Consider the following 24,653-nt stretch of genomic DNA (forward strand, 5'->3'; position numbering starts at 1 on the left):
GGAAAAAGAGGAAGCCAGAAATCGGAATTCATCATGCATGGTTTTTCGAATATCGTTCTTGGTCTTATAGTGGTAGTTGGTTTTTTCGTTCTGATTATAAAGTTGACCTAACGACACTATCTTGAAATAAAAGCCCGGTGCCTGGCTTTTTGCTTATAATGCTGTTACGCATGAAGAAAATGTTTTTTTAAGAGCTTCAAGGCCTAATGTTTATCTGGCTTTTTACCGATAAACTCAATGCCACATTCCGGTTTTTGTCCAATTGTATGCACAAAGGTCGGACGGCCTGTTAGCTTCAAAAAATTGGGGCTTTTAGCAGAATTTTCTAAAAACAGGGTTTCCTACGGACTGCCTCCCAGTTTTTTAATTCTAATTTTTTATCACTTTCCAGACCGTCCTAAATGACCTGCATAAATTTTAACTAAAACCAAAATAGTATGGCATTCTCAAAAAAGTACATCGGTAAAGGAAAGCAAGTAGAAAACATGGACATCGTGGAAGTGAGCCTTAATATGGCTGAGCTTCAAAGCCACACCTTCGAATACGAAGGAGAAACCTACGTCAAGTTCAATGTTGCCAAACTGAAAGAACCAGATCAGTATGGCAAGACACACACTGTTTACGTTTCTATCAAAGAACTGGATACTGATGAATCTTGAATTAAAAGCCCTTCGGGGCTTTTAATCTGTCAACCGAAGTGAATTTGCATTATTATAAAACCAGTTTATCAATTTTTTTTTGATTTGCCTCAGAACTACTTCCGTTGAATATTGATTACATTTTAAGGAATCAAGGCTTAATGTTTTTTTTGCCTTATTTTTAAGTCATGAACATTCTTTATCCCCGAACTGATTTTCTTAAAAGCTTATTTCCAGATATAGATATTACTAATGATGAGCAGCTTATCCATGCAATAAAAGCATCTTTAACTCATGGGCAGTTTTCTCCAAAAGTTGAGCTGAAGAAAGATTTTGTTTCAGTGACTCTTCCCAAGGAACTTTTGACAGAGGATCCAAAAGAATTTTTTAAGGCGACCAACTTATGTGCTAAAGGAAAGTTTTCCGAAGCGAGGCCTCTTTTTGAGAAGCTTATTGAGAAACACCCTGGGATCAGTGAATATTATAGAAACCTTGCTCAAACCTTCGAGGAGGAAGGGAATCATGAAAAAGCAATCGATTTACTGATTGATGCCTTGAAATGGGATCCTAAAAATCATTGGGCATTGATTCTGATGGGTAATATCTATGCTAGGAATTTTGATGATACTGAAACTGCATTGACATATTACGATCAAGTAGTAGAGGCAGATCCAACAAACTTTATTGCATTCAATAATATCGGAGGGGCATTCTTGCAAGCGGGGAAGCCCGATTTAGCTAAAATTTACCTTGAGAAGGCTTATCATGCGAATAGGCAATATCCAAATACTTCTTATGCGCTTGGTCTGTTGGCCGAGATGGAAAATGATTTTTTGAACGCTTTTAAATATTCTTTAGAGTGTCTAAAAGATTCTTCTGATAAAAGTCATCCTGTCTATAAAAACGCATTGAATCAGGCGTTGAAATCGGCACAGAAAATTTCTGATTCGGATTCAGGAAAAGAAGAACTGGTTGATTTCATAAATCAATTGGAGTCAATGACCGGGAAAGAAATCAGAATTGAGAAAGATGATTCCATCCCGACTGCGGCTACGGTTCAAATTGCTGAAAATCACGATAGACCGTACCATTTGGTGAAATTCAAACCTTCATCTGGAGTTGATCATCTGATTCTTCATGAATTGGTCCATGTTCTCTATTACCATCAGGCTAGGGAAATTCAAGAGAACCAGCTTTTCATTGTGGAAGGTTCTTCAGAGAAAAAATTCATTTCTGGCTATGCCAAAGACATCAGAAAACTAGAAAAAGACGGAATCCCTGCAGGTCAGATTTCATCATTCATGAAACAACTGTTTGAAGGAATCATGAGACAGGTTTTTAATGCCCCGGTTGATTTGTTTATCGAGGATTATATCCATAATAATTTCCCTGCATTAAAAGCCCAGCAATTCCTTTCTCTATATAAACTGAATACTGAAGCCCACCAAGCGGTTTCAAATCCAAGAGCCGTTGAATTGGTTCCGAACAGGATCTTAAGCCACAGTAAAATATTCAATGTTTTAGGGGCAAGACATGCGGATGAATTGTTTGGTTTATCTTTTGAATCCCAATACGATATCAGTCCTTCAGAAAAAGTACTGATTGATAAATTCTGGGATGAATTCATTGAGTATAGGGATGATAGACAACCTGGGGAGGAATATGAATTGATCCAACATTGGGGAGAGGATTTAAAACTGGATGAATACTTCAAATTACAACCAGAGGAGAGTTATAGGAAGAAAAAGGAAAAAAGTCCAGAAGAGGTTTTAAATGCTATTGAAGAAGATCCTTTTCAATTATCTGATTCTTCTGAAGATGAAGAAGCGGAGATGGCCAAATTTCAAAAAAGCCATGAAGGGAAAGATCTGAATATGGCTGTTGCCTTTTATATGATTGGGGCACTTGAACAATTGTCCAAAAAACCAAAAGAGGAGGTACGGGATATTGCCTTTGAAATAGCCATGTTGGGCAGGTCGGGAATTTCCCCGGAACAAAAAGGGTATCGGGTAAATAAACTTCCGGGTATATCATTTTCAGGTTATAGGCTTTTGGCGTATTATTATGTTAGTTGGGCAATTGCTATTCCTGAAATGCTTTCCCAACTTCAAATGCCTTTTGATAAAGAATATAGGTTGGCCAAAACCCTATCGAAACACTAAGAAAAACAATTGGAAAAATTAAGAGATATTATTCGTAAACCTGATTTTCAAGCTGAGAAATTCGAGGGGTATTTAGTTGATGAATTTCAGTTTCAGAGACTGTTCTTTTTGGAAAATCGGGAATTGAAGCTCGTTTATGAAGAGATCAATGATTTTTTATATGACAATGGATACGATAAAGTGGATTTTTCATCCCTTTCAGAGCAGGAGCCTCTTGACTTAGGAGAGCTTTCATTATCACTTCATCCATTTGTAAATCAAGAATCCCGGAGGGTTGTTTTGACCATAAAAAGATTTGACCCTTGGGACAATCCTGTAGACAGGGTGTTAGTGGAGCTAAAAAAATTCAGAGATGCAAGGGATTGGAGCCAATTTCATAATTCCAAAGATCTTTCCTTGGCTTTGAGTATTGAAGCCTCAGAACTATTGGAGCTTTTTCTTTGGAAAGACAAGGAAGGGGCTGATCCCGAAAAGTTAAAAGAGGAACTGGCAGATGTTTTTTTATATGGACTATTGCTAATGGAAAAGCATGGACTTGATTTTGAGGATATTTTGATGGCAAAAATAAAATCAAACGATGAAAAGTATCCTGTTTCCAAAGCCAAAGGAACAGCAAAAAAGTATGATGAATTATGAGTGAAGCTAAGTCTTACTCTTTGATTGATATTAAAGATTTTGATAAGGTGCAATCAGTAGTGAAAAAGTATTCACTCCTGGATTCGAATTGGCCTGTGGTTTACTTTTTAAGAAATAGAACGAATGGCTATGTAGGGGAAACTGCCAATGTGATCAGCCGACTCAAGAATCATGGGAACCATGTAATGAAAAAGGATCTCAAGGCGATCACTATTATTCTAAGTGACCGGTTTAATAAATCTGCCACTTTGGATTTGGAAGCCCAATTAATCAGGTATTTACAGGCAGATGGAAAATTCACTTTGTTAAATGCTCTGCCAGGTCAGACCCGTCATAATTACTTTCAAAAGAAGGAATTATATGAAAAGATTTTTGAAGACATCTGGCAAGAGTTCAGGGAAAAAAAAATAGCCAAAAAGACCATTAATCAGATTACCAATAGCAATCTGTTTAAGTATTCTCCATACAAAGAATTAACTGAGACACAACTGCAGGCTATTTCTGAAATCCTGGATTTCCTTTTGGATGATTCCTTGAAGGTAATGGTCATTGAAGGGGGAGCAGGTACAGGAAAATCGGTGATTTCATCCTACTTATTTAAATTGTTGAATTCTGATTTAACTGAATATGAGGAGGAGGATCTTTCGGAGGAGTTTGTAAATGTTTTAGAGAAAGTTAGGAGGTTGAAGGAAAGAAGAACCATCAATTCCAAGGCTCTGGCCATTTCTATGACTTCTTTTCGAACGACTATGGGGAAGGTGTTTTCAACTGTTCCAGGTCTAAACAAAGAAATGGTGATTTCTTTGAGTAATCTGGGGGATTTAAGCTATGATTTGATAGTGGTGGACGAAGCCCATCGATTGAAGCAGCGTAAGAATTTGGCTTATCATAAGAACTTTGATGAACCTGCAAAGAAATTGAATCTGGATCCTGCTACCACCAATGAAATGGAGTGGGTCTTACTTCGGTCCAAAAAAGCTGTGTTTTTTTATGATCAATTTCAGTCTATCAGACCAACTGATATCGATGATGAACTTTTCATATCCCTAAAAGGCAAGCCTGAAACTAAAGTGTTTCATTTAAAGGAACAGTTGCGCTCAGAGGGTGGAACTGCATTTTCTGAATTTTTAGGAAATATGTTTTCTAAACAATTAAGACTTAATGAGAAATTCATCTTGCCCAAAGGGAGCGGGTTTGAATTCTTATATTTTGATTCTTTGAAAGAAATGAGGGAGAGAATCCTCGATAAGGATCATGAAATTGGATTGTCGCGGTTGATTGCAGGGTTTTCATGGAATTGGAAAACGAAAAAAAAGGGAGCTACGGAAACTTTCGATATTGAAATTGATGGGATTCAATTGAAATGGAACAGCGATAAGCCCGATTGGATAAACTATAAAGAATCCAATTCTGAAGTGGGTTCAATCCATAAAACACAAGGGTATGATTTGAATTATTGTGGGATCATATTCGGGAAAGAGATCGATTATGATTGGGGAGCTAAAAAGTTTATCATCAACAAGAAGGAGTATAAGGATGTAAATGGGAAAAAGGGAGTGAAAAGTGATGAGCATCTACTAAATTATTTGTTGAATATCTATAAAACCAGCATCTTAAGGGGAATAAAAGGATGTTATGTTTTTGCGGTTAATCCCGGGATGAAACAATTTTTAAAAGCGCATGTGATTTCTTTTAACCTATAACCTATGATCGTTTATAAAGCGACCAAAAAGCAATTTTTGGATGATGTCTACAATGCCTGTATAGAAGATATTATTTCTGAATCTGTAGAAAGAAACTTATTTAAGAAGGTAGGAGAGTCTGAGTTTACTTCTTGGTCTAATTCACTACCTCAGGTGGAACTGATTCTTCGGGATGAAGATATTCCTGAAGATGCCGGTGTAGCAATTGAATACAATATTCCAAGAACCCAAAATAGAATTGACTTTATTATTACAGGCCAGGATGAAAATGGTCGGGATAATGTCATCTTAATTGAGTTGAAGCAGTGGTCAAAAATTGAACTGACTAATAAGGATGCTATGGTCAGAACCCGCTATAAAAGTGGGAATGAGGAGACAGTTCACCCTAGTTATCAGGCTTGGTCTTATTCCATGCTCCTCAAGGGATTTAATGTAGCAGTTTATGAAGGTGAGATTGATTTAAGACCTTGTGCTTACTTACATAATTATACCGATGACGGTATTATCTCCCATGAATTCTACAAAGAACATATTGCCAATGCTCCGATTTTCTGTAAAAATGATAAACGGGATTTTCGGGAATTCATTAAGAAATTCATTAAATACGGAGACAAAAAAGACCTCATTCTTACAATCGAAAACGGGGAACTCCGCCCTTCAAAAAAACTGGCTGATTCCATGGTTGGATTGATCAAAGGGAATCAGGAGTTCACCTTAATTGATACACAAAAGGAGGTGTTTGAGACAGCAAAGGATCTGGCAGTTCGATCCAAGAATGGTCAAAAACATGTGTTGATTGTGGAAGGAGGTCCGGGAACAGGTAAATCAGTCATTGCAGTGAACCTGTTGGTGGCATTGACGAAAAAAGGACAAATAGCACAGTATGTCACTAAAAACTCGGCACCAAGGGTAGTTTATGAATCCAAACTAACCGGTACCATCAAGAAAACTCAGTTTTCCAATTTCTTTACGGGTTCTGGCTCTTTCTTAAACACCAAAAAGAATTCATATGATGCCCTGATAGTTGATGAAGCACATCGACTGAATGAGAAATCAGGACTCTTTTCCAACTTAGGAGAAAATCAGGTAAAGGAGATCATACAATCTGCATTATGCAGTATTTTCTTTATCGATGAAGCTCAAAAAGTACATATCAAAGATATAGGGACTAAAGCTGAAATAAAGGCTTGGGCAGAAGGAGAGGGGGCCTTGGTTCAGGAAATGGAACTCACTTCCCAGTTTAGATGTGCAGGTTCAGATGGATATTTGGCATGGTTGGATAATACCCTTCAGATTAAAGATACCGCCAATGTGGTCTTGGAGAAGTCAGAATACGATTTCCGAATTTACGAGGATCCTCGGGAAATGCGAGAAGAGATTTACAGACTCAATAAGGTGAATAACTCGGCCAGGATGGTAGCTGGGTATTGTTGGGATTGGAACAGTAAAAAAGATGCTGAAGCGATGGATATCGTAATTCCAGAACATGATTTTCAAGCTCAATGGAATCTGGGCTCAGATGGCATGCTTTGGATTGTCAAGCCTGAGTCGGTGACAGAAATAGGCTGTATTCATACTTGTCAAGGCCTTGAGGTAGATTATATAGGAGTGATAATAGGGGAAGATATGGTTTGTAGAGAGGGGCAAATTTTAGTTGATCCTAGAAAAAGATCAAGAATGGACCAATCAATTAAAGGCTACAAAAGTTTAATGAAAGTTACCCCTCAGGAAACAAAGAAGATGCTCAAAGAAATTATAAAAAATACCTATAGAACCTTGATGTCAAGAGGGATGAAGGGATGCTTTGTGTATGTTCAAGACCCTGAATTAGCGACATATTTAAAAGAGCGGATAAAATAGAGTAATAGTTAAATGGATAACAGCTACCAATACAGATTGTCGGCAAATAAGAAGCATCAAATTGCTCAAAATCTAATAAATATTTTAGAAAAAGATGAAGCCATTACTTCTGAGACTAAAAGGTTTATTAGCGATTGGATTCTTACTCCCCCAAACGAAAAGAGAAAAGCTTTTTTTGATGTTTGGGAAATTGTGTTAAAAAATTATTTGCCTTCATCAAGACCTATTTTATTTAGATCTTTCAAAGGAAAGCTTATAAATGGGAGAATTTCAAGTTTTACAGGCCGAATTGAGTGTGCTAAACGGTTTAGTAATGGAAGAGGGTCATTATTAATCTGCGATACGAAAGAAACCTTAAAATTTGATGAGAAATATGGTGAGCCTGGTGGATTTAGATATTCATTTTATCCTATTGTAGATGTTTTAAATAAAGCAAAGAATGATGGGGGATGGGGTTTTTCTTCTATGATTTTGAATGACCACATTGGAGAGGATGAATATATCATGAGGATTGAATTAAATAATATGTATCATTTAAAATGGAGGGGCTAGAAATTAATTAGAAATGAAACTTACAAATTACAGGCATGTGATCACTTATTTCAAGCCAAACTTCTTGATGACCAATTTCTAAGTGATTTATTTTTTGAAAATTTTTAGACCCGAAAATATAGTCGATATGATAAGGTTTTTCTAACCTCCTTTGAAGGTAGAGGGTTGGTGTTTTTTCTTCACCTTGGGGTTCGCCAAAAAAAATGTGATATAAACTTTCAATCCCTATTTCTTCGAGCTCTCTTATAACATCAGAGTGGTTCCACCAACGATCCCATTGATCCCAAATCTTATTGCTATTAAAATCTCCTGCTATGATTATATTAGAAAATTGGGATTTATTTATTTGTAAATATTTCCAAAACTGACCCATATATCCAAAATTGGGCGAATTATTATAATGAGTCCAAACCCCTAAAAGGTTGAATTTTTGGTTTATTCTGCAGGGTAAAAAGTGTTTTACTGAATGGTCTAAATATTCATTTGACCAATAAAGTTTTTCAATTGTTATTTCCTTCTTGGCAAAAATTGCTAGTCCTTTGTTTTTGTTATTCCCAATCCAAAGATAGTTACTTGCCCATTCTTTGTATTCTTTATGGCTGGTCTCTTCGGGGTTTTCACATTCTTGAATGATATAAATGTCAGCATTTAGTTTGGTAATAAATTGAAACTTCTTCCGAAATGCTCCATTACAATTCCAGGATACAATTCTCATTTTAGGATTTATTTGGTTGTCTAAAATATCTTGTCTAAATGATTTGAGGGAAAATTAATATTCAATTTTCTCATTAAACATCCTTTTCTTTTTTTATTTAGAAAAAAATCAAGGTTTTTATGATAGGAGAATAGTTGTCGGTTTTAAATATTTATGGAACCAATTTACCTTTTTCGCTTCTGAAGCGGCCAATAGACTACCGCATAAACACGGCCTTCCCACAACCTTTCATTTATTCAGTTTCCAATTGGCCTTGATCGCTCAAAAGCTGGGAGTAGCACCATAATTAATTTCTAACTCCTAACCGTTATTATTATGGAAACGATCAAAACCACATCCCAAGTCGCAGAAATCGAGCTAGTTTACAGACCAAAAATTGATGTTCAAAAAGCTCGAAAAGTGAGTAGTTCTAACTGTGCATATCAGATTTTCAAGGAAGTATGGGGAGAGGATAAAATCCAGTTTATTGAATCTTTTAAAATCATTTTGCTAAACAGAGGAAATAGAGTTCTAGGAGTTGTTGAAATATCAACCGGAGGAACCGCTGGAACCGTGGTGGATCCAAAGTTAGTTTTTGCAGCAGCATTAAAAAGTAACTGCCAGTCTGTAATTCTCGGACATAATCATCCGAGTGGTAATCTGGTTCCGAGTGTCCAAGATCAAAGATTGACCAAACGCTTGGTTGAAGCTGGTAAATTTTTAGATCTACCAGTTCTGGATCATATCATCGTAACTAGTGAAGGATATTTCTCTTTCGCTGATGAAGGGAAGCTTTAGGCTTCCTTTTTTTGCAATTGGTCCAACTGGATTTTTTCTAGTAAAATGATTTGAGGATCAGTTGGAAATAAGTTTGATGCTGGAAAAATACTCTCAGCAAAAGAAAAGTAATTGATGAATTATGGTTTTATATAAAATTGTAAAAGTGTTTTTAATTTTTAGAAATCAATTAAGCATACTCGGATCTATAGTTTTGTCTATATTGGAAGCGAAGTATTGATTGAGGATTTTTTCCATTTCCACTCTTGGTTTGGTAAGGTTAGAGTGTTTGGATGCACCGTCCAAACTGAAAACACTATCATTTAAATGAGCATTAATTTGTGCAAGAGTAGGATAAAGATCGCTACCGTAAAGCCAGTCAATCGCTAACAAAATCTGGTTCATATACCCGGTAGTGCTTCGATCTCCATCTGTTGGGAGGAAGTGAATTTCGTTCATGAGCCAGTCAATTTGTTCCTGAGTAGGATGCATCCCCTCAGATGCCAGCTGAATTTGCAATTCCTCGTTAATTTTCTCTCGGATATTCGGCAAGTCTTTGGCTGTGAGGTTTTCCAAAATCAGGGAATAGTGGGTTTTTGGATTGTAAAGCAACCAATTTTTTCTTCGCTCGATATAAAAAACTGTAGCATTCCACTTTCCCAAGATTGCTGTATTTTCAGTCGAACTGGTAAGGGTGATGTACTTTTTGATTAGTTTTTCCAGCTTTTTGCTGACGTAAATGGCTGTTGACATGGCGAAATGGTAAAGGCTATAAAGGTGAGAAATTTAAGAGGATATTTGAATTTGGGGCTTTCCTTCGGACAGGCTATTCACTCCCAATCTTTCTATTTTGATGAGAAAGGATTTCCGCTTCTATCCTTAAGCCATTCCTCCGTGTAAACCACTCCATTCCTTGCCCACCGTTCGCACCATTTTTCAAATGACTGCTCACTTTGCTTCAGTCTTGGAAAGGTTTCCTACTCCCCACGGCCTCACATTCAATCCGCTTTACTTTCCTTGTTCCGTCGAGCCTGGAATAAGGAAAGCCGCTCCTCGAATAAGTGGCCCATTCCTCCATTAGGGGGGCAAGCCATTTTTCGCTTTTCCGGTCTTTCCGTCAGGGAGCGTTTTTCTTCCGAGTGGGTTGCCTGATACGTTCCGGTTTTTAACTGGTGTTACACCGTCCAACTAAGCAAAGGTGAAAACCTGATTCTGGAATCGTCAAAAATCCGCTTCGCCCTTCCGCAAAATGACGGTCTCCTACGGAAGCCTCCGACATTTTTCTTCAGGTTTTTGACTTATCCATCTTCAGCTTTTCCAGAAAACGCTTGTCGGTCGGTACCTCAACACCAGTGGATTAAAAAAAATGTCACTACTCAGCCAAATATCCCCACTCTCCCAGAAAAACCAAACTCCCCTGACTCCAGGGAAAAGCTCTGTATTTGTCGGGTCGATGTTCCTAACATCCTTGGATATGATAGGCGATTCTTTGGCTCTAGCTGGCTCTTTTTAACAATAAAACAAAATCAATATGACAGCTTGGGAAAACTTCAACAAACTAGCGGAAACGGTAACGAATGAAATCATCGAAGGAATCCAAAATGAAAATCTCACTTGGGAACAAGTTTGGGATCCAAAAAATGCCCCAAAAAACTATGCTTCAAATCGTCCTTATTTGGGGTTCAATGCGCTTTGGTTAGCTTGGGTGACTATATCCAAGAAATTCAACTATCCCTACTTTCTGACTTTCAAACAAGCGAAACAGCTTGGAGGAACTATCAGAAAGGGCCAAAAAGGGACTAAAGTGGTATTCTGGAAGATCTCCAAATACGTAAAAGGCCAAACCAGAAATGAAGCTGGAGAAGAGGAAGATCTATATGGAAGAAAGTTTACTCCATTTATCTGGACAGTTTTCAACATCGACCAAATTGAAGGAATTGAATTTGCCATTAATGAAGCTTCTGAGAGGTTATTCACTCCAATTGAATCTTGTGAGCAGATTATTTCAGGATTTTCAGATTGTCCCAAAATTGTTCATTCTGGCGATGAAGCCTTTTACAGTCCTTCAGCTGATTATATCAATATGCCGAACAAGGAATCATTTAAAGGGGATGAACAATACTATTCTGTTTTATTTCATGAGGCAGTTCACTCAACCGGCCATACAAGCAGATTGGGCAGGTTTGACGAAAGACCTGCTTTGGTAGGATTTGGCTCTGTTGAATATTCAAAAGAAGAGTTGATTGCGGAAATGGGAGCTAGTTTCTTAAATGCTTATACTGGAATCAAAGATGCCAACTTCAAAAATTCCCTGGCTTACCTGAAAGGTTGGATGAAGCCGTTACAAGATGATCCAAAAATTCTCATCTATGCAGCCCAAAAAGCTCATCAAGCTGCAAATTATATTCTGGGAATTGAAATACAAGGGGAGGAGTAATCTTCCCTTTTTTTGTCAAAAAGTATTTTTGTAGTTTGAACTGTGGTTATTTAAAACCGTTAGATCTGAAATGATGGAATCCGTACTAATTGTTACTTTATTACTTGGACTAGGGTTCTTGCTATCCTTGGTTCAGGAAGCACATTTGAAAAAGCCTTTTCTTTCTAAAAAGGGATTTCGGTTGGTCAGTTTTGCTTCATTCTGCTTATTCCTACTCGGATCTTTTGCTTCACTGAAGTTCCTTTTTGGAAACTAGAGCTTATCCAGAATTTCCCGAATTAGTTGCTCTTTGTCTAGCTCTTTTTTTCTTTTCGACCGCAAGCTGACTATATAGATTATCCAAATTCCCCAAGCAACAGCAAAAGGAGGAAAGGGATTTTCCGCGCCTAATGCCCCGATCATGGCAAAAAAGCTAATGAAAACGGTTCCTAAAAATTTGATTACTGACCACATAAGCAAATGGTTTTGTGAATAACTAATATACTAATTTGCTATTTGTCATCAAAATAGGTGAGTAATATTCGTATTGGGCTATAATAGGACAAATCTATATCTTCCAAATAGCACGTAACTCTATCTTCAAATTAGCAGTGCTATAAAGGCTTAATATTTTCCTGCAATAGCCTTGCACAACTTTATTTTATAGCTTTGTAAATATGAAACGGCTTGGAAGTAATTCATTTATTGTGCTACTCCTTTTGGGGATGTTGTCGATGAATTTGGATTTATGCTGTCAGATACAAAAGCTTCCCTTCTTGTTTTCACATTTTGGAGAGCATCAGAAGGAGCATGGTGATTCAGTATTAGACTTCGTCGTTGAAGATTACATAGATCACGGGAATGATAATACAGGTCATGACGAAGAAAATCATGAGAATTTACCATTTCACGGAAATCATACCTGTTCCCACCCTTCAATCTATTTCTCCTCCATTGCTGAATTTGTAGTACCTCAGTCTTTTACTGAGAAGGTACAAGCAGAAAGCTATTATAATTTCCTTTTTACCTCACCGGTTTTAGGTGAACTTTTTCAGCCTCCTCGGGGCTAATTCCCTCATTTCATTTCGTAGCAATTTATCCTGATCAGAATACTTGATATTCCTGTTTAGGATTGCTGTGAGTGCTTTTTTCTTTGGGCAAATCTGCCCACTTCCATTTTAATTCATAAAACTTAATTCCTTATGCTGGATAATATAATCCGGTTCTCAGTTAAAAATAAACTGATAATCGGGCTACTTACCATAGGATTAGTCATTGTGGGCGGGTATTCACTTACCCAACTTCCCATTGATGCAGTTCCTGATATTACCAATAATCAAGTACAAGTAATCACTACTTCCCCGTCATTGGCGGCTGAAGAAGTAGAGCGTTTAATCACATTTCCCATCGAAATCACGATGGCCACTATTCCTGACATTGAAGAAATCAGAAGCTTTTCGCGTTTCGGGTTGTCAGTTGTTACCATTGTGTTTAAGGAGAATGTGGATGTCTATTGGGCCAGACAACAGGTAAATGAACGCATGTCCGAAGTCAAAGAACAAATACCTCCGGGGATAGGAGCTCCGGGGATGGCTCCGATTACCACAGGGTTAGGGGAAATTTACCAATATGTAGTTGGTGTAGAACCTGGCTATGAAGACAAATATGATGCACGTGAACTTAGAACTATTCAGGATTGGATAGTCAGAAGGCAGCTACTTGGTACGCCAGGGGTAGCTGATGTGAGCAGCTTTGGAGGGTATCTCAAACAATATGAAATCGCCATAGAGCCTGATCGGCTCAAATCTTTGAATGTATCAATTGCTGATATTTTCCAGGCGCTTGAAGATAATAATGAAAATACCGGTGGAGCCTATATTGAGAAGGATCTAACGGCTTTATTTATTCGAAGTGAAGGCTTGGTAGGTTCTTTTGAGGATATCAATAATATCCCCGTACGGGTAAATGAAAATGGGATTCCAGTTCTCATTAAAGATGTCGCAAAAGTACAGCTTGGTAATGCTGTGCGCTATGGGTCTACCACCAGGAATGGTGAAGGTGAAGTAGTCAGTGCGATTGTAATGATGCTGAAAGGTGAAAATTCGGCAGAGGTTATTGATAACGTCAAATCAAAAATCGAAGAAATTAAAGAAACATTGCCCGAAGGGGTGACTTTAGAGCCTTTTTTGGATCGATCCAAACTTGTGGACAATGCCATTGGCACAGTTAGTAAAAATCTGATTGAGGGCGCCTTGATTGTCATTTTTGTTTTGCTGCTTTTGCTTGGCAATTTGAGAGCAGGGCTGATAGTGGCTTCGGTAATTCCACTTGCCCTGCTTTTTGCTTTCTCACTCATGAATCTATTCGGGGTGTCTGGTAACCTGATGAGTTTAGGGGCAATTGATTTTGGATTAATTGTAGATGGAGCCGTCATTATAGTTGAGGCAACCATGCATCATTTAGGTTTGGTGAAAAGGAAAACAAAGCTGACACAGCTGGAGATGGACGAAGAGGTGTTTCTTTCTGCAAGTAAAATCCGAAATTCAGCTGCGTTTGGGGAGATTATAATTCTTATCGTATATCTACCAATTTTAGCATTGGTTGGAACTGAGGGTAAGATGTTCAGACCAATGGCGCAAACAGTGGCTTTTGCTATTCTTGGTGCATTTATACTCTCGCTTACTTACGTGCCCATGATCTCTGCACTTTTTCTAAGCAAGAAGATCAGTGACAAGCCTAATATTTCTGATAAAATCATGGGATTTTTCCATCGCTTCTACGACCCTTCCATTCGATGGGCTATGCATCATAGGGGAATAGTCATTAGTGTAGCCTTGGTTTTATTGATTGTTTCAGGTTGGGTTTTTTCCCGTATGGGTGGAGAATTTATACCTACTCTGGAAGAGGGGGATTTTGCTGTGGAAACGCGGGTGGTCACTGGTTCTTCCCTTCAGAATACCATGAAGGCTACAACCCAGGCAGAGAAGATTCTTTTGGACCAATTTCCAGAGGTAGTGGAAGTTGTATCTAAAATCGGGGCAGGTGAAATTCCAACGGATCCCATGCCAGTTGAAGCTGCGGATATGATGATTGTCTTAAAGGATAAAAGTGAGTGGACTTCAGCTACCAACAGGGAAGATTTGGCAAATAAGATGTCTGAAGCTTTGGAAGTTTTGCCAGGGGTCAACTTTGGATTTCAACAACCCATACAAATGCGCTTCAATGAATTAATGTCTGGGGTGCGTCAGGATGTGGCTGTCAAAATTTATGGAGAAGACCTTGAAAAACTATCTGAATACGCCAACCAGATAGGACAGATAGCACGAGGTGTAGAAGGAGCGGAAGATATTTATATAGAGGAAGTGACGGGAGTGCCACAGATAGTCATTGATTACAAAAGGGCTCAACTGGCTAAATATGGACTAAGTATAAAAGAAGTGAATCGGTCTATACAGGCAGCATTTGCAGGTGCTTCAGCCGGGAAGGTTTATGAGGGGGAAAAACGGTTTGATCTGGTAATAAGACTCGATCAGACTAAAAGAAATGATATTGAGGATGTTCAGAATCTTTTTATCGCCCGGGCTAACGGAGAGCAGATCCCGCTATACCAAGTAGCTGAAGTTTCAGTAAAAGAAGGCCCCTATCAAATCCAGCGGGATGATACCCAGCGGAGAATTGTAGTCGCATTCAATGTGAGAAATCGGGATGTAGAAAGCATAGTTAATGAAATAGAGACCAAAATTGAAAATGCTGTAACATTTGAAACGGGTTATTTTGTGACATTCGGAGGCCAATTCGAAAATTTGGTTGAAGCTAAAGCCAGACTGGGGATTGCAGTTCCGCTGGCCTTGTTATTGATTTTTGTCTTGCTGTTCTTCACATTCGGTTCTATCAAACAGAGTATTTTGATCTTTACGGCTATCCCTCTTTCCGCCATCGGAGGGATTTTCGCTTTGACCTTACGGGGAATGCCTTTTAGTATATCTGCAGGAATTGGGTTTATTGCACTGTTTGGCGTAGCTGTACTTAATGGTATAGTTCTGATTGCTGAATTTAACCACCTGAAAAAGGAAGGGGTCACCGACATATTTGAAAGGATCTATTCGGGAACTAGAACCCGGTTAAGACCCGTAATTATGACTGCTTCCGTGGCATCTTTGGGCTTTTTGCCAATGGCACTTTCATCTTCAAGTGGAGCGGAAGTTCAAAAACCACTGGCTACCGTAGTGATCGGTGGACTGATCACGGCCACCATCCTGACTTTGGTTGTCTTACCTATATTATACTATTATTTCGAAAGAGGTTTGAGAAGACCCAAAGGCACTGTAGGGTTACTGGTGATTGGATTCTTGGCCTTAGGAAATTTATCTTCCTATGCACAAACTCCAATGCATGTTACCTCCCTGGATCAGGCAATAGAACTTGCTTTGGAAAACAATCCAAGTGTCAAAGCTGAAGGACTTAGATTGGAACAACAGCGGGCATTAAAAGGGGCAAGCTGGAATATTGGGAAAACAGCTGTGGACATGGAATATGGCCAGACAAACAGTGCCTTCACCAACGACAGCCGGTTTTCGGTTTCCCAGACTTTTGAGTTTCCGACCACCTATAGCCGACAAAATGGATTGGCTGAATCTAAAATAGTTTCTGGTGAGTTGGCAGTGGAGATGAGTAAAAATGAATTGATCAGATCCGTGAAATCCACTTGGTATGCGTTGTGGACTGCAAGGGAAAAAGGGAAATTACTTGCCAGGCAAGACAGTATTTATGACCGGTTTGCATCTGCAGCTTCCTTGAGGTTTGAGTCTGGTGAAACCAATCTTTTGGAAAAGGCAACCGCAGAGACCCAGGTGGCTGAGATCCAGGCTATGATAGCTCAGAACAATGCCGATGTGGAGATCAATACCAAACGGTTGAGGATGCTTATCAATGCTGAAGTTACGATTGAGCCTGAAATGGGAGAATTGAAGGAAAATTCACCTCAGCTTTCTCTGGACCAGAATAGTATCGCCGACAACCCTACATTAGCCTGGGTTCAGCAGCAAATTGCCATTGCAGAAAAGGAAAAGTCAGTCGAAAAATCTCGGTTGATGCCGGACATCAAACTAGGGTATTTTAATCAGTCCTTCAATGGGCCAGGTCAAACCATGTCTGGAGACCCTGTAGTTTACAGCTCAAAAGACCGCTTTGATGGATTTCAGGTGGGTTTAGCCATTCCTATTTTCAGTTTGAAGTCACAATCAGCGATTATTAAATCAAAATCAATTCGGATTGCTGAAGCAGAGGAACAAGAAACAGCATTCACCAATGAGCTCGAAAACCGATTCACCTCTTTACTTCTCGAGTACCAAAAATTCCAGACCAGTTTGGATTTTTATGAAGATAGTGCTCTTCCTCAAGCAGAGCTTATCCTAAAACAATCCCAGAGAGGTTTCCAAAGTGGTGAAATTGGCTATGTGGAATACACACAAGGACTCAATAGAAGCTTGAATGTGTACTTCAACTATCTGGATTTACTGGACAAATCCAATCAAACACTTATTCAAATCGAATTCTTATCGGGTATCAACTAAAACCGATCAAACGGAAATAATATGAAATCAAGCATGAATAAAAAGTCAGATTCTAAGGTGATTAAGGAATGCGAGATTCATATAACCATAGCAAATCAAACTATAAACAGATGAAAAAATATATCATAAATAGTCTCTTCACATTACTTGTTCTTGGAATTGCCACGTCCTGTGGGTCTAAGGTTGAAAGCATTGAAATTCAGGGGGATCATGAGGAAAATGAATCCAGGGTCGAACTGAGTCAGGCACAATTTGATGTCACCGGGATTGAGCTAGGCAAGCTGGAATTTAGGGAAATTGGCAGCGAACTGATGGTCAACGGGGTGATAGACGTTCCGCCTCAAAATAATATTTCCATCACAATGCCTTATGGGGGATTTGTGAAGAATACTACACTCCTTCCTGGGGATGAAGTGAAAAAAGGCCAACTACTCGTGACAATAGAAAATCCTGAATTCATTCAGTTTCAACAGGATTATTTGGAAAGCCTGGCAAACAGTTCCTTTCTGAAGTCTGAATATGAACGCCAGGAGAAATTGTACAGTGAGCAAGTGGCATCCGGAAAGACATTTGAAGAATCCAAAAGTAATTTTCTGGCCAATGAAGCTAGAATCAGAACCTCCAAAGCCAAGTTGACCATGATTGGCTTTGATCCGGAGAAAGTGGAGTCCGGGGAAATCAAATCTGTCGTGAATATTTACTCTCCTGTGGCTGGAGCTGTGCTGGATGTATATACCAATATTGGCAAATATGTAAACCCACAGGATGTAATCATGGATTTAACGAATTCAGATGATCTCCATGTGGAGCTTTCTGTCTATGAAAATGACATCCCAAAAATCAAGAAAGATCAGCGCATCAAATTCAATCTCGCCAATACGAATGATGAATGGAGAGAAGCCCATGTGTTTTTGGTTGGTAAGGGAGTTCGAAAAGATAGGTCGGTGACTGTTCATGGGCATTTTGACAGTAAAAACACCGATTTGCTCCCAGGGATGTATGTGACAGCAAAAATAGAAACTGCAAGCGAAGAAGTCTTGGTAGCACCAGATGATGCGGTGGTAAGATTTGGGGAGAAGCATTTCATTTTTTCTTACTTGGGGCAACGGGACGAGAATGGAGAGCCCGCATATGACTATGAAATGATAGAAGTAGAAATGGGTAATAAGGAGGACGGATTTACGCAGGTGACCCTTTTGGATTCCAGTCTTGTCTATCAGGATATTAAACTGGTGACAAAGGGAGCATTTACCTTACTTTCAAAGGCAAAGAATAGTGAAGAAGAAGGCGGGCACCATTAATCATTTTGTGAAAAACACTACTAACATGAAACTTAAATAGAAAACCTATGGAACAGGAAAAAGTGGAACACTCTGGGATATTCGGAAAGAATAGTGAATTGATTTTCTCCATTTGCTGTGGAGCTCTTTTGGGAATTGGGTTTGGCCTGAGTTTTTTAGAAGATGTGCCTCAATGGGTAAGTCTTGCCATGTATATAGGAGCCTATTTTTTTGGGGGCTTCTATACCGCGAAAGAGGCGATAGAAACCATATTAAAGGGAGGTTTTGAAATTGATTTTCTCATGTTGGTCGCAGCCATAGGTGCTGCGATCCTGGGAGAATGGGCAGAAGGTGCATTGTTGCTGTTTCTATTTAGTCTTGGGCATTCATTGGAACATTACGCTATGGGAAAAGCGCATAAGTCCATTGAATCACTTGCAACTCTTGCACCAAAAACCGCCTTAAAGAAAACTGAAGGCAGTTCGGTGCAAGTGGGAATTGAAGAGTTGGAGGTCGATGATATCATCATTGTTAAGCCTAATTCCAGAATTGCGGCAGATGGGGTTATTGTAAAGGGAAGTAGTGCTGTGGATCAATCTCCTATTACTGGAGAAAGTATACCTGTGGACAAGGAAGCTATAAAAGAACAGGATGAACAGCATATTTCCCTAGATAATGTGCCTCAGGAAAACAGGGCATATTCAGGAACGATCAACGGAAACGGCACCTTGGAAATTAAGGTGTTGAAAATTGCAGAAGACTCTACTGTTGCCAGGTTAATTACCTTAGTCAATGAAGCCAAAGCGCAGAAATCACCCACTCAGCTGCTGACCGATAAATTTGAGAAGTATTTTGTCCCATCGGTTCTGGTATTGGTAGTACTACTGTGCTTTGCCTTTTTGGTGTTGGATGAGCCTTTTAGTGATAGTTTTTATCGCGCAATGGCAGTTTTGGTGGCAGCAAGTCCGTGTGCGCTAGCAATTGCAACACCTAGTGCGGTATTGAGTGGCGTTGCCCGGGCAGCAAAAAAAGGAGTTTTGATTAAGGGAGGAAGACCACTGGAAGATTTGGGTGTTCTAACCGCAATTGCATTTGATAAAACGGGAACTTTGACAGAGGGAAAACCAAAAATCACAGAGGTAATCGCATGGAATAGTATTTCAGAAGACGAGTTGCTGGGAACCGCAGTTGCGGTGGAAGGGCTAAGTGATCACCCCTTGGCCAAAGCCGTGGTGAGAGACGGTAAAGAAAGGATGGAAGGAAAGGAAATCCCAGAGGCGGATTCATTGGAAGCCGTACTTGGCAAGGGCATAAAGGCAAATGTGGGAGCAGATAAAATTTATATTGGCAATCTGGATTTGTACGAAGCGCTGGATGATAACAAACCCTCACAAGAAATTATCGAGAAAATAGAATCTTTGGAATCCAATGGGAACACAACCATACTGGTGAGGAAAAACGATACTTATATTGGTATCATCGGGTTAATGGATACTCCAAGAGCTGCGGCAAAGTCCACCCTTGCGGCGCTCAAGGAAATTGGGATTAAAAAGATGATTATGCTCAGCGGGGACAATCAGAAAGTAGCAGATGCAATAGCCCAAGAGGTTGGACTGACGGGGGCAAAAGGAAGTCTGTTGCCTGAAGAAAAGGTTGAGGCTATCAAGCAATTAAAGCAGTCAGAATCCAAGATAGCTATGGTAGGTGATGGGGTGAATGATGCTCCGGCTATGGCAGCTAGTACTGTTGGTATTGCAATGGGGGCAGCAGGGTCTGATGTAGCTCTGGAGACTGCCGATATAGCTTTAATGGCTGATAAGTTGGAAATATTACCTTTTGCAATTGGACTGAGTAGAAAGGCTAAAGGGATTATCAAACAAAATCTGTGGATCAGTTTAGGTGTAGTGGGACTTTTAATACCTGCTACAATTTTTGGATTCGCATCTATTGGAGTTGCTGTATTGATTCATGAAGGTTCTACCATTGTAGTTGTAGTAAATGCATTGAGACTGCTTGGCTACGAAAGGAATTGATAGTATTGAATGAATGAGCAGCCGTTTACTTATTTTACTAAATGGAGAAGTCACTATTTGAAATAAAACAGATGGATTGTCCTTCCGAGGAAAATCTGATTCGGATAAAGTTGGATGGAATTACTTCTGTTAAAAACCTGGAGTTTGATATACCCAACAGAAGATTGATTGTCTTTCATATGGGGGAAATAGAACAGATTGAAAAGTCAATTTATGAATTGAATTTGGGAAGTAGGAAACTATCCACAGAACTTACTAACCAGACTGATTTCCTTGAGGATTCCAACCAGAAAAGGCTCCTCTGGTATGTACTTGCAATCAACTTCGTTTTTTTTCTTATCGAAATGGCTACAGGAATATTTTCCAAATCCATGGGGTTGGTTGCGGACAGTTTAGATATGCTTGCAGATAGCTTAGTGTATGGCATTAGTATATTTGCGGTGGGAGGGACTATTCGGAAGAAAAAACGAATTTCAAAACTTGCGGGGTATTTTCAAATTGTACTTGCTCTAATAGGTTTTTCAGAAGTGTTAAGTAGGTTTTTCGGGATGGAAGAAGTTCCCAACTTTTCAACGATGTTTATAGTTTCAATTTTTGCACTACTCGCTAATGCTCTTTGTCTTTACCTTTTACAAAGGTCAAAAAGTAAAGAAGATGCTCACATGAAGGCAAGTATGATTTTCACCTCCAATGATGTAATCATAAACTTAGGCGTTATAGTAGCTGCTCTTTTGGTCAACTGGTTGAATTCCAGTCTTCCAGATTTGATCATTGGAGGAGTAGTTTTTGTTTTGGTGGTCCAGGGTGCATTCAGAATTTTGAAATTGAGCAAATAGGGAGTTATATAATTTTAATAAACTTTACTCAACATGGAGAATTCTATTTTTTAGAGTGCCTTTTTTTCTTAAGAGTCATGATGAATAAAGTGAAACCTGACCCTACAGCCGCTAACCCAGCAAGAGAAAATATCCTTAAGAGGAGGTTGTTGAAGTTGTCTCTCCCCGCATAGTCCATAGTGTGGAACATCCAAAGAAAGTCAAACCAACGCCAAGCTCGGTGCCTGACTTTGGTAAACTGGCCACTCTTAGCATCTACATATGCTACCAGATTTTCAGAGGTATCGAAATGTATTGCCCATGCAGGAAGCGATGTACCTCGGTATTCGTGATGAGCCCCAGCATCAGTCAGGTAATTAACTTCCCTGATTTGGAGATTTTCTTTGATATAAATTTGAGCGATTTCTCGTGCTTCAGCCTCAGAAATCTCTGAATGAAGCTTTCCTGATTTAGCATCAAATAGCTTGCTTTCATTCACCCAATAGTAGGGTTCATGATTTACAAATCTAAGTTCTAGGGTTGAGATCTTTAGGGTGGAATCGAGCTGATTGATGTCGATTAGTTCGCTAGCATTTTCATGCATCATATGATCATTACGAAAATGATCTCCATGTATTTCATCGATATCTGTCCAACTGAAGTATAGCCCGGAAATAGTCCAAAAGATAAATTGGATTCCTATAAATACACCTAGAAATCTATGGATTCTCCGTGCATAATATTGATTGTTTTTTCTCATTATTCAGCGTTCACTGCTTCAAACGAGACCTTAGTCTTGTCCCATGAAATTGCGACTGTAGTTGTTTTGGCATCTTTTTCTTTGACTTCGAAAGTCAGCGCTTCCACAGTTTCATTTAATTTTTCTGGTTTTACATTGATCCTGATCAGATCATTGGAAGCATTATAGTCATCTGCCAAATGCATGTCCCAATCCTGATTCAGTATTATTGTCCATTCCTCTTTTCCTGGGATGGTAAAAAGCCCATATTGGCCAGCCTTTATCGTTTCGCCGTTTATGATCACATCTTTGTCAAATTTGATATTGGTAGCTTTGTGGGCACCTGTCACCCAGACTTCATTATAAGCCACAAGCCCGCCAAAAATCTGTCTCCCTCTTACACTTGGGGCACTGTAATCAATATGAATATGATTACCACCTGTCATGGCCATAGCTGAAGTTCGGGGGCTTTTGGGTACTTCCGCGGGCTTCGCCTCATGAATTTCATGTGATTCTGATTCCATTTGATGTTCCATGTGATCAATTTCATTGCTTTCTTTTTCCTTTGGATTGCACGCTACTATGGCAGCGAAGGCGAGTACAATAAGATTTGCTTTCATTTTTATATGATTTTGAATTTTAAGGATAGATTTTATGAGTTATTAATTAATCGCAATTAATAATTTAAGGGAAACATTTCTGTTCCAACTCTCGATGGGTATTATTGTGTTTTTCATTGGGGGAGCTTTAGTTAAGATTTGATCTGTCGTTTTAATAATTGAGCATTAAATGCAACAATGACTGTGCTTAGACTCATTAGCGCTGCACCAATAGCTGGGCTTAGGATAATTCCTGCACCTGCTAATACTCCTGCGGCGAGCGGAACCGCTACAATGTTGTAACCTGCTGCCCACCAGATATTCTGCATCATTTTCTTATAAGTTGCTGTACCGAATAGGATTAGGTTGGCGATATCATTTGGATTACTATTGACCAAAATAATATCTGCCGTTTCGGCAGCAACGTCTGTTCCTGATCCCACTGCTATTCCTACATTTGCCTGTGCCAATGCTGGAGCATCATTGACACCATCTCCGGTCATTGCGACGAATTCATCTTTTGCTTGAAGATTTTTGATTATAGCTTGTTTATCTTCCGGCATCACCTCTGAATAGTAGCCATCTAGTCCAAGAGTACCACTCACAGCTTTGGCCACTATTTCATTGTCACCAGTAGCCATAAAGATTTTTATCCCTTGCTTTTTGAGTGTGTCGACAGCTTCTTGAGACTCCTCACGGATTTCATCTGCCAATGCGATGTAACCAATAAGTATTTCGTCCATCAGGACAAAGACCACTGTTTCATCTTCTGTTTTAAAAGCCCCATCAGGTTGCTCTATGCCTTTTTGTTTTAATCCGCCTGGGCTTAAAATATTTATCTCTTTCCCGTCAAGATTGGCTTTTATGCCCATGCCGGTGATGTTTTGGAAGTTTTCGGGCTTGCCTAACTTCAAGTCTAGCTCATTGGACTTTTTGACGATACCTGCCGCAATTGGATGTTCAGAACTGTTTTCTAGAGTAGCAGCTATGCCTAATAAATCTTGATCCTTTAGGTCATCTTTTACACTTTTATATCGGGTTACCCCGAATTCACCTTTGGTTAAGGTTCCTGTCTTGTCAAAAATTACGGTAGTCAGTTTCCTTGAATTTTCAAATGCAGTCCTATTGCGGATTAATAAACCATGTTTTGCTGAAACCGCAGTTGAAATCGCAACTACCAATGGTACAGCAAGTCCCAAAGCATGGGGACAAGAAATGATCATGACTGTGACCATTCTTTCCAACGCATAGTTAAACTCCTTACCTAGGCTTAACCAAACAACCAAGGTAATAATCCCTGCTGCTAATGCGATGTAAAATAACCAGCCAGCAGCTTTGTCAGCCAAATTTTGGGTGTTAGACTTTGTTTTTTGGGCTTCCGTGACCAATCCAATTACTTTGGACAAATAAGATTCTTCACCGGTATGTTTCACTATGATTTTAAGTGCTCCGTTGTCATTGACAGATCCGCCGATTACCTCATCATCTTTTTGTTTTGCCACTGGTTTGGATTCTCCTGTCAGCATGGATTCATTCACATGACTATTTCCCTCAAGGATTTGACCGTCAGCAGGAATTTTTTCACCGGGTCTTACCAAAATTTTGTCTCCAAATTTTAGCTCTGCAATCGGAACATCTTCGGATTCTCCATTTTCCTTTATTCTTCTTGCCTCAGAGGGCATCATCTTTGCCAATTCTTGAAGGGCATTTGAAGCCCCCATTACAGATTTCATTTCAATCCAATGACCCAACAGCATGATGTCAATCAAACTGACTAATTCCCAAAAGAATATTTTTCCTTCCAAACCAAAGACCACTGCGGAGCTATAGAAATAGGCTACTGAAATCGCAAGTGCAATCAATGTCATCATGCCCGGTTTTTTCTTTTTCAATTCGTCGACCATCCCTTTTAAAAAAGGCCAGCCTCCATAAAAGAAGACAACAGATGAAAGTGTGAATTGCAAATACCTGTCACCTTCGAATCTAAATTCATAGCCCAAGAGTCCTTGGATCATCGGTGCTAAGACTACTATTGGCAATGTGATCACCAGAGAAATCCAAAATCGCTTTTTGAAATCCTGGATCATATGCATATGATGCATGCTATGATCATGACTTTTCATTACATGCTTTTCCGTTTGATGATGCTGATGGCTTGAATGTTCCATTTTGAATT

Annotated in this window: 19 protein-coding genes; 13 read left to right on the forward strand and 6 right to left on the reverse strand. The window is 39.2% G+C overall.

Annotated features, from left to right (window positions below; all coding sequences use genetic code 11):
* Window positions 1-437: 437 nt before the first annotated feature.
* The 6 genes from G460_RS0118000 to G460_RS0118025 all read left to right on the forward strand — a co-directional run bounded on the left by G460_RS0118000 (window position 438) and on the right by G460_RS0118025 (window position 7,551).
* Window positions 438-659 carry a hypothetical protein gene (locus G460_RS0118000; protein WP_026956661.1) on the forward strand — a complete coding sequence of 74 codons (222 nt, stop codon included), beginning with the start codon at window positions 438-440 and terminating at the stop codon, window positions 657-659.
* A gap of 167 nt (window positions 660-826) precedes the next feature.
* Window positions 827-2,800 carry a tetratricopeptide repeat protein gene (locus tag G460_RS23110; RefSeq protein ID WP_084421408.1) on the forward strand — a complete coding sequence of 658 codons (1,974 nt, stop codon included), beginning with the start codon at window positions 827-829 and terminating at the stop codon, window positions 2,798-2,800.
* Between the two features lie 9 nt (window positions 2,801-2,809).
* Window positions 2,810-3,436: a nucleotide pyrophosphohydrolase gene (locus G460_RS23410; protein ID WP_211226763.1), complete on the forward strand. Its 627-nt coding sequence runs from the start codon at window positions 2,810-2,812 to the stop codon at window positions 3,434-3,436.
* A complete protein-coding gene (locus G460_RS22165) occupies window positions 3,433-5,139 on the forward strand; it encodes a DUF2075 domain-containing protein (protein WP_051316109.1) in 1,707 nt (568 codons plus the stop codon). Before G460_RS23410 ends, G460_RS22165 begins: the two co-directional genes overlap by 4 nt.
* A 3-nt stretch (window positions 5,140-5,142) precedes the next feature.
* Window positions 5,143-6,999 (forward strand): DUF2075 domain-containing protein, encoded by a 1,857-nt coding sequence (locus tag G460_RS0118020; protein ID WP_026956664.1) that lies wholly within the window; start codon window positions 5,143-5,145, stop codon window positions 6,997-6,999.
* A gap of 12 nt (window positions 7,000-7,011) precedes the next feature.
* A complete protein-coding gene (locus G460_RS0118025; RefSeq protein ID WP_211226764.1) occupies window positions 7,012-7,551 on the forward strand; it encodes a hypothetical protein in 540 nt (179 codons plus the stop codon).
* A gap of 7 nt (window positions 7,552-7,558) precedes the next feature.
* Here the strand turns inward: G460_RS0118025 and G460_RS0118030 are convergent, their stop codons facing one another.
* Window positions 7,559-8,266, reverse strand: a complete 708-nt coding sequence (locus G460_RS0118030) for an endonuclease/exonuclease/phosphatase family protein (protein WP_026956666.1) — start codon at window positions 8,264-8,266, stop codon at window positions 7,559-7,561.
* A 315-nt stretch (window positions 8,267-8,581) separates the two neighbouring features.
* Here G460_RS0118030 and G460_RS0118035 point away from each other — a divergent pair, with 315 nt between their 5' ends.
* Window positions 8,582-9,043: a JAB domain-containing protein gene (locus G460_RS0118035; RefSeq protein WP_026956667.1), complete on the forward strand. Its 462-nt coding sequence runs from the start codon at window positions 8,582-8,584 to the stop codon at window positions 9,041-9,043.
* Window positions 9,044-9,208: 165 nt separating this feature from the next.
* On the opposite strand, the gene G460_RS0118040 is transcribed toward G460_RS0118035, so the two are convergent.
* Window positions 9,209-9,775 (reverse strand): DUF6933 domain-containing protein, encoded by a 567-nt coding sequence (locus G460_RS0118040; RefSeq protein WP_026956668.1) that lies wholly within the window; start codon window positions 9,773-9,775, stop codon window positions 9,209-9,211.
* 778 nt (window positions 9,776-10,553) lie between these two features.
* Here G460_RS0118040 and G460_RS0118050 point away from each other — a divergent pair.
* On the forward strand, window positions 10,554-11,459 hold the full coding sequence (locus tag G460_RS0118050) for an ArdC family protein (protein WP_026956669.1): 906 nt from the start codon (window positions 10,554-10,556) through the stop codon (window positions 11,457-11,459).
* 252 nt (window positions 11,460-11,711) lie between these two features.
* Here G460_RS0118050 and G460_RS0118060 read toward each other — a convergent pair whose 3' ends face one another.
* Complete coding sequence (locus tag G460_RS0118060; protein ID WP_026956671.1) at window positions 11,712-11,912, reverse strand: hypothetical protein; 201 nt, start codon at window positions 11,910-11,912, stop codon at window positions 11,712-11,714.
* Window positions 11,913-12,115: 203 nt separating this feature from the next.
* On the opposite strand from G460_RS0118060, the gene G460_RS0118065 reads away from it, so the two are divergent.
* The 5 genes from G460_RS0118065 (at window position 12,116) to G460_RS0118085 (ending at window position 21,160) form a co-directional block, all read left to right on the forward strand.
* Entirely contained in the window at window positions 12,116-12,508 is a 393-nt protein-coding gene (locus G460_RS0118065; protein WP_157366958.1) for a hypothetical protein, read from the forward strand.
* Between the two features lie 132 nt (window positions 12,509-12,640).
* Entirely contained in the window at window positions 12,641-17,011 is a 4,371-nt protein-coding gene (locus tag G460_RS0118070; RefSeq protein WP_026956673.1) for a CusA/CzcA family heavy metal efflux RND transporter, read from the forward strand.
* Between the two features lie 110 nt (window positions 17,012-17,121).
* Entirely contained in the window at window positions 17,122-18,312 is a 1,191-nt protein-coding gene (locus G460_RS0118075) for an efflux RND transporter periplasmic adaptor subunit (protein WP_035464676.1), read from the forward strand.
* 98 nt (window positions 18,313-18,410) lie between these two features.
* Window positions 18,411-20,324 (forward strand): heavy metal translocating P-type ATPase, encoded by a 1,914-nt coding sequence (locus G460_RS22170; RefSeq protein WP_425393940.1) that lies wholly within the window; start codon window positions 18,411-18,413, stop codon window positions 20,322-20,324.
* A gap of 41 nt (window positions 20,325-20,365) precedes the next feature.
* A complete protein-coding gene (locus G460_RS0118085; protein WP_026956675.1) occupies window positions 20,366-21,160 on the forward strand; it encodes a cation efflux transmembrane domain-containing protein in 795 nt (264 codons plus the stop codon).
* A 43-nt stretch (window positions 21,161-21,203) separates the two neighbouring features.
* Here the strand turns inward: G460_RS0118085 and G460_RS0118090 are convergent, their stop codons facing one another.
* The 3 genes from G460_RS0118090 to G460_RS0118100 all read right to left on the reverse strand — a co-directional run bounded on the left by G460_RS0118090 (window position 21,204) and on the right by G460_RS0118100 (window position 24,645).
* The gene (locus G460_RS0118090; RefSeq protein WP_035464681.1) at window positions 21,204-21,899 is read right to left on the reverse strand and encodes a PepSY domain-containing protein; all 696 of its coding nucleotides are present in this window, start codon (window positions 21,897-21,899) and stop codon (window positions 21,204-21,206) included.
* On the reverse strand, window positions 21,899-22,498 hold the full coding sequence (locus G460_RS0118095) for a DUF2911 domain-containing protein (RefSeq protein WP_026956677.1): 600 nt from the start codon (window positions 22,496-22,498) through the stop codon (window positions 21,899-21,901). The genes G460_RS0118090 and G460_RS0118095 overlap by 1 nt, the downstream gene beginning before the upstream one ends.
* A gap of 131 nt (window positions 22,499-22,629) precedes the next feature.
* Window positions 22,630-24,645 (reverse strand): copper-translocating P-type ATPase, encoded by a 2,016-nt coding sequence (locus G460_RS0118100; protein WP_026956678.1) that lies wholly within the window; start codon window positions 24,643-24,645, stop codon window positions 22,630-22,632.
* Window positions 24,646-24,653 lie beyond the last annotated feature (8 nt).

The sequence above is a fragment of the Algoriphagus vanfongensis DSM 17529 genome (assembly GCF_000429465.1).
In the GTDB taxonomy this organism is placed as follows: domain Bacteria; phylum Bacteroidota; class Bacteroidia; order Cytophagales; family Cyclobacteriaceae; genus Algoriphagus; species Algoriphagus vanfongensis.